16 protein-coding genes are annotated in these 13297 nt (G+C 41.6%); 5 read left to right on the top strand and 11 right to left on the bottom strand.

From position 1 onward, the window contains the following. Nucleotides 1-62: 62 nt before the first annotated feature. The 7 genes from L4C37_RS13380 to catB all read right to left on the bottom strand — a co-directional run bounded on the left by L4C37_RS13380 (nt 63) and on the right by catB (nt 5769). The gene (locus L4C37_RS13380) at nt 63-1439 is read right to left on the bottom strand and encodes a sensor histidine kinase (protein WP_429768918.1); all 1377 of its coding nucleotides are present in this window, start codon (nt 1437-1439) and stop codon (nt 63-65) included. Nucleotides 1440-1463: 24 nt separating this feature from the next. Beyond that, nucleotides 1464-2216 carry a response regulator transcription factor gene (locus tag L4C37_RS13375; protein ID WP_273295159.1) on the bottom strand — a complete coding sequence of 251 codons (753 nt, stop codon included), beginning with the start codon at nt 2214-2216 and terminating at the stop codon, nt 1464-1466. Nucleotides 2217-2287: 71 nt separating this feature from the next. Beyond that, a complete protein-coding gene (locus L4C37_RS13370) occupies nt 2288-2968 on the bottom strand; it encodes a spondin domain-containing protein (RefSeq protein ID WP_429768892.1) in 681 nt (226 codons plus the stop codon). 9 nt (nt 2969-2977) lie between these two features. Then, nucleotides 2978-3661, bottom strand: a complete 684-nt coding sequence (locus L4C37_RS13365) for a spondin domain-containing protein (protein WP_429768891.1) — start codon at nt 3659-3661, stop codon at nt 2978-2980. A 164-nt stretch (nt 3662-3825) separates the two neighbouring features. Then, complete coding sequence (locus L4C37_RS13360) at nt 3826-4272, bottom strand: methyltransferase family protein (protein WP_372267939.1); 447 nt, start codon at nt 4270-4272, stop codon at nt 3826-3828. Between the two features lie 118 nt (nt 4273-4390). Further along, the gene (locus L4C37_RS13355; RefSeq protein ID WP_137372214.1) at nt 4391-4981 is read right to left on the bottom strand and encodes a Crp/Fnr family transcriptional regulator; all 591 of its coding nucleotides are present in this window, start codon (nt 4979-4981) and stop codon (nt 4391-4393) included. 155 nt (nt 4982-5136) lie between these two features. Next, complete coding sequence (gene catB / locus L4C37_RS13350) at nt 5137-5769, bottom strand: type B chloramphenicol O-acetyltransferase (RefSeq protein WP_429768890.1); 633 nt, start codon at nt 5767-5769, stop codon at nt 5137-5139. 409 nt (nt 5770-6178) lie between these two features. Here catB and L4C37_RS13345 point away from each other — a divergent pair, with 409 nt between their 5' ends. Continuing rightward, entirely contained in the window at nt 6179-7195 is a 1017-nt protein-coding gene (locus L4C37_RS13345) for an alpha/beta hydrolase family protein (protein WP_273295170.1), read from the top strand. 18 nt (nt 7196-7213) lie between these two features. On the opposite strand, the gene L4C37_RS13340 is transcribed toward L4C37_RS13345, so the two are convergent. Continuing rightward, on the bottom strand, nt 7214-8284 hold the full coding sequence (locus tag L4C37_RS13340) for a helix-turn-helix domain-containing protein (protein WP_429768889.1): 1071 nt from the start codon (nt 8282-8284) through the stop codon (nt 7214-7216). Between the two features lie 253 nt (nt 8285-8537). Beyond that, a complete protein-coding gene (locus tag L4C37_RS13335; RefSeq protein WP_429768888.1) occupies nt 8538-8681 on the bottom strand; it encodes a helix-turn-helix domain-containing protein in 144 nt (47 codons plus the stop codon). A gap of 512 nt (nt 8682-9193) precedes the next feature. Between L4C37_RS13335 and L4C37_RS13330 the strand changes: the two genes are divergently transcribed. Beyond that, complete coding sequence (locus L4C37_RS13330; RefSeq protein ID WP_429768887.1) at nt 9194-9466, top strand: hypothetical protein; 273 nt, start codon at nt 9194-9196, stop codon at nt 9464-9466. Nucleotides 9467-9482: 16 nt separating this feature from the next. Here L4C37_RS13330 and L4C37_RS13325 read toward each other — a convergent pair whose 3' ends face one another. Both L4C37_RS13325 and L4C37_RS13320 read right to left on the bottom strand, forming a co-directional pair. Continuing rightward, nucleotides 9483-9620 (bottom strand): hypothetical protein, encoded by a 138-nt coding sequence (locus L4C37_RS13325; protein WP_429768886.1) that lies wholly within the window; start codon nt 9618-9620, stop codon nt 9483-9485. Between the two features lie 192 nt (nt 9621-9812). After that, nucleotides 9813-10691, bottom strand: coding sequence for a LysR family transcriptional regulator (locus L4C37_RS13320; RefSeq protein WP_273297003.1), 879 nt, complete (start codon nt 10689-10691; stop codon nt 9813-9815). Nucleotides 10692-10753: 62 nt separating this feature from the next. On the opposite strand from L4C37_RS13320, the gene L4C37_RS13315 reads away from it, so the two are divergent. From L4C37_RS13315 to L4C37_RS13305, 3 genes are all read left to right on the top strand, one after another. Beyond that, complete coding sequence (locus L4C37_RS13315) at nt 10754-11746, top strand: nitrilase family protein (protein ID WP_429768917.1); 993 nt, start codon at nt 10754-10756, stop codon at nt 11744-11746. A gap of 374 nt (nt 11747-12120) precedes the next feature. Next, a complete protein-coding gene (gene nrtS / locus L4C37_RS13310) occupies nt 12121-12360 on the top strand; it encodes a nitrate/nitrite transporter NrtS (RefSeq protein ID WP_273297004.1) in 240 nt (79 codons plus the stop codon). Between the two features lie 2 nt (nt 12361-12362). Continuing rightward, nucleotides 12363-13292 carry a methyl-accepting chemotaxis protein gene (locus tag L4C37_RS13305; RefSeq protein WP_429768885.1) on the top strand — a complete coding sequence of 310 codons (930 nt, stop codon included), beginning with the start codon at nt 12363-12365 and terminating at the stop codon, nt 13290-13292. Nucleotides 13293-13297 lie beyond the last annotated feature (5 nt).

Here is a 13297-nt window from a genome sequence, read left to right as displayed (position 1 = left end):
AGCCGCTTATGAATGTCGACTTGTCACTCTCACTTGTGAGGTATTACTCTGCTGCTGTTAGGTCAGGTCGGTGAGTTTAAGTAAAAGCTTTGTTCAAACCTATTATCTACCTGAGAAGTCTGTAAGACACTGTAATGCAGCATAAGGATGGATTTAACGATGCGAGTGCCTATCCCCAGCGAGCCATTTGGTGCTTCATTATCAATAAAGTTACGGAAGACAAAGTAAATTTTTCCATTGTTTGAATCCGCCGTGATTTGACATTGAATCTCGGCGTCCTTAGGGCTATGACGAAATGCATTGTCCAGTAAGTTCAATATCAAACGTTCTAGCAATTGCTTATCTCCAATGGTTTCCAACCCTTCCTCAACCTCCATCTGCAAACAGATATTTTTACGAATACAATGACTACGCATAGTTTCAGCGCACTCATCAAGTAATGGTTTTAGCACAACCAATTGATACTCATAACTAGGTAGTTTTGCCTCTTGCTTCGCAGAATCAAGCAGAGATTCCAGTTGAATAGATAACTTGTTGCAATTTCGATAAGCAATATCAATCAATGGGTCTGACTCTGGGTGAGTCATCTTCCAGGTTTCTAGGTAACCTAACACACTAGAAAGGGGGGTTTTTAAGTCATGACTCAGCTGCAATAAGCTCTGTTTTCTCGCTGAGGCTTGATATTCCAACAACAAAAATTGTTGTTGGATGTGTTTTGCCATCAAATGATAGGACTCTGCTATGGGAATTAACTCTGGTACGCGATAGGTAAAGTCGGCATTGAGACGAAAATCATGTCCAGCTTGCTTCTGAAGCTGATCAGTCACTTGCTGAATTGGCTTGAGCAAACTCTGTTTTACAAGCCAGTAAGCACTAAACGCAAAGCCTAAAATGGAAAAAAGAACCAGCGCAGTTAGCGCTGAGTATGGGGTATTCACAATTGAGTTGGCGATCGCCGTGTGGCGTGTACTGCCTATTACCACGTAAAGATAACCGACCGTTGATCCTAATTCTTCAATCGCAGCCACTGAAAATACCTTGTTTTCATCAGGGTTACGGGGATCTGTACCCAAAATGGGAAAGGCTTGATTACCTAAATAGCGTTTGATGGGGTTAAGATTAACATACCCCATTAACTGAGCCTCCTCTGGGGCGGCATGAGTGGTGATTTTTCCTTGGCTATCCAAAAAGTAGATCTCAAAATCTGGTCCCATCAACATAAGAGTATGAAATATCGACTTCAACGCCTTCGGGTTGTAATCCGTGCCGATCATTAATGGGTTGTCATCTCGCATATGACTGGCAAGATCTTTATGTAAGCTTTGTTTGGTGAATTGCTCGGTTGTTTCTTTCTGCCAGTTGTACGTTGTTGCGATCACCAAAGCAGTCAAGCAAAACCAAATACTTGTAAATATCACCAATCGTGATTTAAAACTCAACGGTTTTTGTTTCATCTCGACACCCTATACTCTTGGCTGAAACTTGTATCCAACGCCCCATACCGTCTGAATAAATTGCGTATCTTTTTCCGACTCAGACAACTCTTTTTCTGACTCAGACAGTTTAGTTCTCAAACGATTAATGGTACTGCAAACTGTATGATAATATCCCGTGTGGTTTGTATTCCAGACATGCTCTAAAAGCTCATCTTTGCTGAATACCCTCCCTGGGCGATTAGCGAGAAACTGGAGCAAAGTAAATTCTGTAGCGGTCAATGGCACATCTTCGTGATTAAGAGACACTTGATGGAGCTCTGGCGTTATCGTCAAGCAACCAAAATCCATTGTGCTTTTCGGTTCAATTAATTCTGGAATATCCGTTGAATTAGATTGATTTCTTCGCAGAATATTGCGAACTCGAGCCTGGAATTCAAGCACACTGAACGGCTTAGCAATATAGTCGTCAACACCAGCCTCTAACCCTTCAACTTTTTCTAATTCACTACCGCGCGCCGTCAATACCAATACCGGAACCCAATCATTATTTTGACGAAGTTGGTGACAAATATCCAAACCGTCACCGTCGGGTAAACCTCGGTCCAGTACAAGTAAGTCAAAGGGTTCATCTTGATAAGCAATATGAGCTTGCCGACAACTTGTTACTCGAACGGTTTGATGACCTTGAAATTTGATGTGCATTTGTATCAGTTCAGCAAGATCATTATCATCTTCGACAAGCAATATCTTGGCACTTTGAGCATTGAGGTTGTTTTCCATGACATCTCCCTATCCCAGTATAGTCATACCTTCATGCAGACCGAGATAGGGAGCATTTTCTTTCATATTAATTATTCAATCCTTGTAATCACAAGCTGAGCTCCAGGATTTAGAAAGCGATGGTTAGCAGAAAGCGTTGACGAACTAAGACCATCATCTTGGCTAATAACACCTGAATGAAACGTTACTCGGTCATCATCATTTCGCTCGGCATTAAAACCTTCACCGCCACCAGCAGGTCCGGGGATCGTCTCAGAAAGCTCATCATTAGCTTCCGTCCCTGAATCCCAAACACTCATGCTCATCGAGTAACTACCACCTACCTTCAAATCAGAGACATCTAGACCGGTTTCTCCGACAAATGCATCATTAGTATTGACTAGCATCGAGGCAATCGATAAGTAGGGATAATAAGACGTCACCGTCAGTTCGACACTATCGGTGGATCCAGGTAACAATAAGCCATTGCCAGAAACAGAGGCTCCAACGCTTGATTCAGAATCTGACAATGCAAGGAGATCCGCATTGCTTCCTCCTTCAGCAAGAGTTTCCAGTTCCATCGATGCCGCGCTTCCTACTTCAAATAAGTTGTATTCCTCTGTGTGAGTCATTATTGCAAGGGGGGACATAGGTTGGTTAGCGGTAAGGTTCGTGACGCTAATGCTATAACGCGCTTTTGTAGTGTCATTATCATCGCCACAACCCGCTAATGTAATAGCGACACATGCCGCAATTAAAATTCGCTTATTCATACAGCCCCCTTACTTAACAACGATTGTGATGGTTGCAACAGGGTTCAACCAACGATGTGAGCTGCTATCTAAATCACTCATTCCACCAGCATTGTCACTATCCCCAAGATTACCAGGGTGGATATGAACCGTATTATTGCTATTAGCAGTTTCTACCCCAGTACCACCAGCTCCAAAAGTTATAAAAGGAGGGTTAGGCATACTGCTTGCCAGCTCATCATTCGCCTCAGTACCCGCATCATAACCATAGAGAGAAGCCTTATATGTGCCAGCTTCAGAAGGAATAGTCCAACTGTCTAACCCAACAAATCCATCATTAGTTGGCAACAACATTGCACTTAATGACAAGTACCCCATATCTCCACTGTCTAAATTGAATGTAGTCGCCATGCCTGGATCCAAAATACCCGAAGCAGGATTTTCTACTACCACTCCACCCGCATTGCCAATTAAAGAAGATAAGCCAGAGATGTCACCACCCTCAGCCATCGCTTCTAGTTCTGAAGAAGCGCTTTCACCGAGCCGGAACATACGTACATCCCCACTGTGCGCAGCGACTATCAGAGGGGTAAAATAAATACCCTTTGTTGCATTCGTAACCGTAATTTCCATTTCTGCAGCCTGAATAACGTTGATATTCATAGCTAGAGCAGAAGCGGAGATAATAAGTCCAAGTTGAGAGAGTTTTAACATATCGATTCCATCCATTTTGTTGAGAACACTTATAGGATGAACCTCAAGTCTCACGACCCGTTCATGTAATTCTCATAAAAATCTCACAAGTTAATCACGGTCATCGTGCAGCATCTACTATTTAGAGGCGCCTTCAAATAGAAGCGCCTGCAAACTTCTAGGCTTTAAATCCACCGACGCACTTTTCGACAGTATTCTTCGTAATCTTTACCAAATTTAGTGTGCATCATTTGTTCTTCAAATGAGATATACCACCTGTCCGTTATAAATAGGAATATGACCACCATTAATAAGGACACAACAGAAGCCCCCATGAGCATTGAAAAACCGAGCATTGCGATAGTAAAGCCCAAGTACATAGGGTTTCTTGTGTACTGGTAAATACCTTCTGTGACTAACATGGTTGGCTCATCAAACGTCATAATATTGGTTTCTAGTTTCTTAAATAACTGTTTACCTGTCATCGCGAGCATCAAACCTGCACTAATGATAGGTAAGCCAATAAGGTTAAAAGGAAAGACAAGTAAATGAGTTGCGCTAATACTCCAGCACATTAAGCCCATTGCAATGATAAAAATTAAGAACAGAACTGGTGGTAGTAGTTTTTTCATGTCGATACTCCGTTGTCGAAAACGAGAGCATATAAAAAACAAGTTAACGCCTCCTTAACCTATGTTAAGTCCACGAACCTATATAAATTCCACCTAACCTGTGTAAAGCCTACCGAACCTAGGTTAAGCCCATCTCGCGGCGGATACGCGACAAAGTAACATCGGTGATACCTAAGTACATGGCGACATGACGAAGTGGAATTTCTTGGCTGTCTGCACCAAATTCTTTTAAAAATTGTAAGTAGCGTTCCTTTGCCGACAGCATAAGAAACCCAGCCTCTCTTTTTTCTTTCTTTAGCACTAAACGCTCGAACATCTTACGAACAAAGTCTCCCCAATTATTGTTGGATTTAGAAAGCTTCACCAAATTTGAATAGCTTACCGAAGCGATAACACATTCTGTAAGAGCCTGAGCAAAGAATGGACTAGGGCTACCTTCAACAATCGAACTGATGCTTGCAAAAGCGCCGCCTTTTCTAACCAACGATTTATTACGCTCGATGCCATTTTGATCAATATAAAAATATCGACCAACACCATTCAGAACAAAATGGACATCGAGTGGAAGCTCACCGCTTAAAAAGAGGTACTCTTTAGGGTGGCAATAGCGAAATGTAAAATAAGGAATTGCTATATCCATATCGGCTTGGTTTAAAGAAATGAAAGCCGAGAATGTGTTTTGCAGCAATTGTTGATTGGTCTTTTCCATATTCCTACCTACTACGAGCAAACCAGAAGTATGATATCTGTTAAGTGACAGGTCGGTTACAAGCCTAACGCACTGGCTATTTAATTCCAAAACCTGCTCTACACCAAAAAAAAGGCTCTAAAGTGCCATGTGTAAATCATCAGATAAAATGGATATTACGTACGAATTAACGTTTTCCAATAATCATATAGACCATCGATATTTGATGAACACATTAAGCCCATGGCTCCCTTTACTTGCTCATCACTCCACTCCCACCATTTCATCTCTAATAATTGGGCTACCTCGCCTTCAGAGAATCTATAACGAATATGTTTCGCTGGGTTCGAGCCTACAATTGAATACGGAGCAACATCTTTAGTTACGACAGCGCGGCTTGCGATAATTGCGCCGTCTCCGATAGATACACCACTCATGATCATAGCTTCCGTGCCAATCCACACATCATTACCAATCACTGTATCACCCGAACGCACAAAGCCATCTTTTGCATCCGCAAAGTTCTCATTATCCTGATAGAAAAATGGAAACGTGCTTACCCAATTGTTTTGGTGCCCTTGATTACCAGCCATCATAAACACCGCGCCAGAACCTATCGAGCAATAACGCCCAATAATCAGCTTATCAATATCAGTCCTATCCGCGCGTAAATAACGCGCACAATCATCAAAACTATGATTATGATAATAGCCAGAATAGTAACTGTGCTCACCCACGATAATATTTGGATTCGTGACTTGTTCTTTCAGAGATTTACCCACAAAAGGGCTCTCAAAATAATTATTCAAACTGTATTCCTTTGGAAACTTATAATGTTTTATGAGCTTGACCGGCATTAGTTATTGGACCGATATTAGCTATTGGAACATGAATTATGCTTGTTAAAGCTTACACAAGAATGATTCCAACTGCACCGTGCTAACATTAATAGCCCTTGTGGCATCTATTCAACTAATAGCCTCATCTAATACCCACACTCTCTTCGACCGCCAATTTTTAAAACTCCCTCGATAGTCATTGTCTATTTTACTCATGAAAGAGAATGGTAAAAAAGCGGTCTAAAGGTAGATAACCATGACCAACTCGCTAAATTCGGTACTTAAACATGATTGAGGGCGTCCTCGATCGTGTTTGAGGTCTCGTGATACCTAGGTCTAGCCCATATTAGTTCCAATTACCTCAATTGGAGCAACTCCCATGAAATGGACACATTTACTGTTCGTACCCTTCCTTTTCCTTTGCAATTCAGCCATCGCTTCCGGTGTCGGATTCACTCAAATCGTCTTAACAGACGTCCCTGAACGACCGTTAGACACCGCCATTTGGTATCCCACACAAGATGCATCAGACACAATCTTGATTGGCGATAACCCTGCTTTCATAGGTACGCAAGTCATCAAAGATGCACGAATTCAATCAGGTACTTTTCCAGTAGTACTGCTATCACACGGCTACCGAGGAAATTGGCGAAACCAAAACTGGTTGGCGACCGAACTTGCTGGTCATGGCTACATCGTAGCGGCCGTTGACCACCCAGGAACCACCTCTTTCAACCATTCCCCCAAGCTGGCAGCGAAATGGTGGGAAAGACCACGAGATATGTCACGCATTCTAGATTACTTATTATCCAAAGCCCCCTGGAAACAGTCTGCTAACGTTGACGATGTTGCAGCAATCGGGCATTCATTGGGGGGTTGGACAGTGATGCTATTGGGTGGAGCGAAAATGGATAGAGCAACATTTGGATCGGAATGTAATAAATATAAGAATCCGAGAACTTGTGGGCTGTCTAAAGAGTTAGGGTTATCCAAAGTCCAAGCTAAAGAACCAAGCAATATAGACCTTTCAGATCCACGAATTCACCGTGTGGTTAGCCTTGATTTGGGCCTTGCTCGGAGTTTTTCTGTCAATAGCTTAGAAGACATCAATGTACCAACCTTAATACTGGCTGCTGGGATCGACATTGGAGATCTCCCTCAGGCATTAGAGTCTGGCTACATTGCCGAGCACATGCCTCTTAACTCGAGGCAATATAAAGTCTACGAAAACGCGACACATTTTAGCTTTATTCAACGCTGTAAAGCGGAAGCAGTTGCTATGCTTGAAGAAGAAGTGCCGGGTGATGGGATTATTTGCAAAGACGGCTTAGGCGCTTCACGCAGTGAACTACACCAATTGATGTTAAATGACATTGTTGGTTTTCTGAATCAATAAACAGAACAACAAGCAAAGTCAATCTGACACTTGCGGTGAACTTCGATACTCACTCGGAGTTTGCCCAGTGATTCTTGAAAACTCCCTATTGAAATTGGACTTAGTTTGAAAACCTGAACTTAGGAAGATCTCAGTTATCGCTTCATCACTTTGCTTCAGTAGCGCCTTAGCATGCTCAATTCGATAGGTGTTGATCACCTTCGAAATGTTCTCGTTATGAGTTTGGTTAACCGCAGATGATATTTTTCGGGCAGGAATGCCTAATTTTCTCGCTAGCCTATTGAGAGACAAGTCAGGATCCTTGAATACTTGGTGTTCCCTCATTAATGTATCGAGCTTGGCAACGATATTCGCGGTTTCTTCATTTTCATCCAAGCTACTCACCAGCGCAGTTGGCGACTTATCAGCTTCTTGTGAAGACCCGAGTGACATGTGAAGTTGAACGTGCGCTTGGTTGTGTTCTATCGAATAAGGCGTACTTAGACTGACAACAATCACGGTGGCCACAACCGCAGGAATAAGAACCAGATACCCAATCGATAGGATTAAGTTAGTGTGTTGTGCCCCCAGCAACAAGATATCGTAAGAGAGTACACCATCGACCAAAGCGGAAAATAGCAGAAGCCCTCCTGCAACCCGCTCCGCAATCAAGACTTTCGATACATCGGTTAGCCTTACTTGTTCCGGCATACTGAACGACGACTTCAACAGCAAGCTGCCATAACCTAGGTATAGCGAGATCAGCAATACATCAACGGTCCCAACCCAGATATGCGGGTACAAAAATGAGCTAACCAGAACAATAATGGGCCCTAACCAATGCACACGTGTGTTGGGTTTACTTCGATGAGCCCCCGCAAAGCAGAGCCAAGCCGCCACTGGTACACTCGCACCGAGAATTGGCTGTAGGAAACGAAACAACGCAATATCTACCGTCCATCGTAGCCCCACCACAGAGATCATTAACGCACATAGAATGATAAACCAAAATGGCTTTTGACTGTTTTGTGGGTAACGATATCTAAGTAGTATGCCAATCATGAATAACAGCAGCGCAGCGACAAATGGTAAGGGAATGGCGAGCATCAAAAGTCCATTTAAGTTCGAGAAAAAACCACTTCAACCTCACACTACCCGCTTTATTAACAGAGCAACTGAACGAGCTAAGTAATACGTGTTGAATATCAATCTATGGTAAATCATTCTTCTGATAGAAATCTACAGCGAAACCTTGATGGCGTTAAATCAATGATTTTCCTAAATTAGCAACTATTGAATTAGTACAGGTATGGAAAAGGCACTTAGCTTGGTGTCCAGTATTGATACTTGAGGTATTCATACTTTATCCCCTTCGGTCTTTGTCACTAGATATAACTCTATACACCGTTGTTCGACTGCAATTTAGCTCAATGCTAATCTGTCGTTTGCTCATCTCATCACGATGTGCTTCTTTTATACGTTCATGCAGATCGTGGGCTGGAAACATGACCCATTAGCAAAGTGAAGAGTAAATGAACACTTTGAGCCGACAAGTTGGTAGCGTTCAAAAGGTACACCTTTGTGGGCAATGTAACCCTATATGTAATCGGTAAAAATAAAGGTAAGCTACTCTCTACTGATATTAGATTTTCATCACACTCTATAGTCCTTAACCTTCCCCCTTTGGTCGACCAATATCCTGTACTTACTCTCTAAACCAAAGCCATGCGAGTCATCACCAATAAGAAAAAACGCACAATAGGACCTCCTCACCTTATAAAGCGTGACACAAATCATTAATATCAATGAGCTTTATATAAACAATAGAGTATTTATATTACTTTCATCCCAGCATTAGCCCTATCAGGAAGAGTATGAATGTAATTCCAGAGCGAGAAAAGAAGACAAGGTATCGTCTTCTTTTATGGGTATAAATAAATTTGAAGCTGCAGTTGGTGGCTTGGTATTCGCAGAATTAGAGGTTTCGCAGTAATGTTTATACGGTTATTAAAGTACTCCATGATAACATTTGCTTTTTCATTGTTTATTAGATTAATTGGTCAAGAGTTTTTCCCTGAAATAGTTAACAAAGAAAGTGTGTCTTGGTTTTTCCTATGGCTAACCGTAGGAAGTGTATTCTTCACTTCATTTACACCAATAGTTATAGCCATTATTGATAAGAGCATGAAAAATAGAGTTTTTATAATCGCTCTTTCATTGTTACTTCCTTTTGTTGGCGGTTTTTTTTCTTACTTCTTAATTAAAAGCAACATGCAAAAAAATCATAAATAGTAATGTACGCATCCAACTATACGCTCGTTTCACAACCCACGTTTAGTTTCGCTTTAAGGTCTTGCCAGCGAAGATAGTCAATGAGCGTACTGGCTGAAATATCGAGCAACTTGGCAATCGATGCCTGGCTTAATCCCTTACGTAAGTATTCCACTACTTTATCTTTTTGCTTATCGAGCTTTAAGTTTTTAGCCAGTCTTCTTGTTCTACCACAGATGATGCCCAGCTTACGTTTGGCATCTAACGCTTCTTTAGTACGGCTTGAAATAAAGGAACGCTCTATTTCTACCGCTAAACAAAGAACGGTGCAGTAATGGACAGAAATGAGTTACCACAAACAATAGAATCAACGCCGTTCAATTGTCATCTTCTCGACAAATTGAATGAAATTATCTTTTGCAAAGCTCTCTAACTGCTCATTCCAAATTAGACCGACATCCCATGAGCTATTTTCCCCTGACAGTTCCCAAAAAACGACATGCTCATTCGCAATATGCTTTACACTTGCAGGAACAATAGTGAAGCCCAAATTTGCTGATACTAGTGCCAACAATGTTTGAATATCATCGGCCTCCTGAACTATATTCAATTTTTTCTCATGCTCCTCTAATAGCATGTTTATTTGTTGGCTTAGTCCCTTCCCTCGCTCAGGGTTAAGCTGTAAATAATCGATTGAATCTAACGAAAACCATAGTTTGTTTTTGTCTATGATTTGACTTCTATGCGTCGCAAGCACTAGGTGATCTGTACAGAGCTTTACCCCCTTCAGCGGAGCTACAGTTGGTAGTCGGCTAAAACTGAGATGAAGATCCCCTAGAAGTAGAAGCTCTGACTGCTTTTGAGATGGTATATCGTTTAGCGTAATATGGATCTCTGAGTAGTGTTTTTTAAACTTAGCTATGTAATCTGGAGCAAGATGGTAGGAAGATATACCAAAACCTATATTGAGATTTCCTGCAATTCCCTTGGCGACTCGTTGAGTTAGTGATTTATAAGATTCAAAACTCGATACAATTCGTTGCGCTTCAGGTAAAAGAGCTACGCCTGCCGCAGTTAGACTGGCTCCTTGTCTTCCTCTCTCAAATAAAACCACTCCACAAAAAGCTTCAAGGCGCTGAATCTTCTTAGTTAAAGCTGACTGAGTGATGTGTAAGTGCTCTGAAGCTATTCGATAGTTACCATCTACCGCTAACTGGCAAAATGTACGTAAGTCCACAAAATCCATTCCATGCGCTCATTAATAATAGGAATTTTATTCATTATACGGAATCAAAAGTGTTTTTTAAAATGGTTGATATTCACCAAGTAAAAGGAACAATTATGAAAGATATCCGTGTTGCGACTGTCCAATTTAACCACCATGCGAACGACAAAAACTACAACTTATCGGTCATTCAAAGTTACGCAGAAAAGGCGGCTAAACAAGGGGTAAAAATCATCGCCTTCCCTGAAATGTGTGTCACTGGTTATTGGCATGTTTCGAAACTTAAAAAATCAGAGATCAATGATTTGTCCGAGTTCATTCCACAAGGGGAAACGTCTCAACGCTTGCTAAAAATGTCTGAACAATACCAACTCAGCATCGGCGCAGGTTTAATTGAAAAGGACAAGGACGGAAATCTCTATAATTCTTACGTAATGGCAATGCCTGATGGTCAGATAGCCAAACACAGAAAGCTGCATACGTTTGTCAGTGAACACATGAAAAGTGGCAATGAATACACTGTATTTGATACGCCACATGGATGCCGTGTAGGAATCTTGATTTGCTGGGATAATAATTTAGTCGAGAATGCTCGAATAACAGCATTAAAAGGGGCTGATATACTAGTCGCGCCTCATCAAACAGGCGGAACGAACTCTCGCAGCCCTAATGCGATGGGGTTGATTGATCCCCAACTTTGGCATAATCGTCACCGAGATCCAGATTCGATTCGTTCTGAAATGCAAGGTTCTAAAGGAAGAAAATGGTTAATGCGTTGGCTACCTGCGCGTGCCCATGACAATGGCATGTTCCTGATCTTTAGTAATGGTGTTGGGGTTGATATGGATGAAGTTAGAACGGGGAATGCAATGGTGCTCAATCCATATGGTGAAATTATCGTTGAAACTGACTGCATCGATAATGATATGGTTATTGCCGAACTCAATGCGAAAGATCTAAACATGTGTACAGGCAAACGCTGGATCAGAGGTCGTAGACCTAACCTCTACGCTCCCTTAACAATGGAAGGGGATGAATTGACGCCTTATCACGCAAGGTTCTCGACACAAAAATAGGTGACGTCACTTATTGAACATTCGCCAACGAATAATACGTTGGCGCTTCCATTATTTCATAAAAAGTCCCTAACAAACTTTATTAGAATCGATCAAACATATTACCTTCCGGTAAGTGTTTTGTATTTTAGTAAGGTCTCACCATTAGTCTGAATTATCATTAATTTATTTAAAAACAATTACTTAAATCGAATTACGCAATAAAGCCTCAATGCGAAAGAACACTTCTAAGGCACATAGAATTTTTAGCGATTGAATATACTACTGCAATTAACTTTACGTAAGTTGCAGTTGAACACCACTCTTAATTTGAACAATCGTTCAACAAGGTGTATGATTCACCAAAACAATATTCATCTAAACAGAGGTTGCAGATGCCTTTAGCTCAGTTTATTAAAACCGCAGGCGAACCTACGATACTGAAACGCTCACTCAAGGTTTCTATCATAGTTGGCACCATTCTTATGTTCATTAATCACGGTGACAAATTGCTCTCCAGCAACATTGACGCAACGCTGATCATTAAGATCTTAATGACTTACTGCGTACCCTTTTGTGTGTCTACCCAAGCCAGCGTTTCTGCAACTCTTCAATCCCGAAAGAAGGTCGTCTAATAATGATATTTTCGTTTAAAAAACAGTCATCGAATACTGTCGAAGTTCATACTACCCATCTTGCAGAACTGAAGAAAACTTCTGAAAAGTACTCTCTATTCAAACAGAATGATCCCACCGACTATGCGAAGAAAATTCACGTCAATGCGGCCAATGTTCAGAAAGCATCACGAAGTCGTGCGAAGTCAATTGAACAGAGCTATGAGTTAGTGAATCACTTCATCGAGCAGTCAGAAAGTATTAACAAGCTGTCTTGTGAGAGCCATCAATACTCTAGTCAAACGGCAGAAACTGCGGCTAATACCATCGACAAGCTGGAGGCTTTGGAAGAACAGGTATTGGTTTCTAAAGAAAAGATCTGCCAGTTTAGCGAACTGCTCGAATCACTGGATGAGATTAACAAGAACGTCACCCAATTGGTGGATTCTATTAAAGGTATCGCTGCACAAACAAACCTGTTGGCGCTTAATGCCGCGATTGAAGCCGCTCGAGCTGGGGAGCACGGCCGCGGTTTTGCAGTAGTCGCAGACGAAGTCCGTCAACTTGCGAACACGGCGAATCAGTCCGCTGAGAACATCGATACTGAAATGGCATCGATTTCAAAGATATCAGACAGCATTTTCAACAAACAAAAAGAGGTTGAGGACGTCATTATTCTCAGCTCAGAAGTAACCAAAGACACCATGCATAACATGCAGAACTTGATGAACATGTCGCTTGATAGTAAAACAGCTTCTAAAACCATCATGGACGCCATTGAGGCTCAACTGTCCGACTCCAACACGGTTAAGCAAAACATGGAAGCCCTAGTTGAAGACACCAAGCTATCAATAAGCCTCTCGGGCAACAATCATGAACTCGCGGAACAGATCGTCAACTCTTTATCTTATCTGCAACTGAATGATAAAACGGACCAGAAAAGAAATGCTTAGCTCCG

It is taken from the genome of Vibrio kagoshimensis (assembly GCF_050337535.1).
Lineage (GTDB): Bacteria > Pseudomonadota > Gammaproteobacteria > Enterobacterales > Vibrionaceae > Vibrio > Vibrio gallaecicus.
This window is presented reverse-complemented; position numbering and strand designations above follow the sequence as displayed.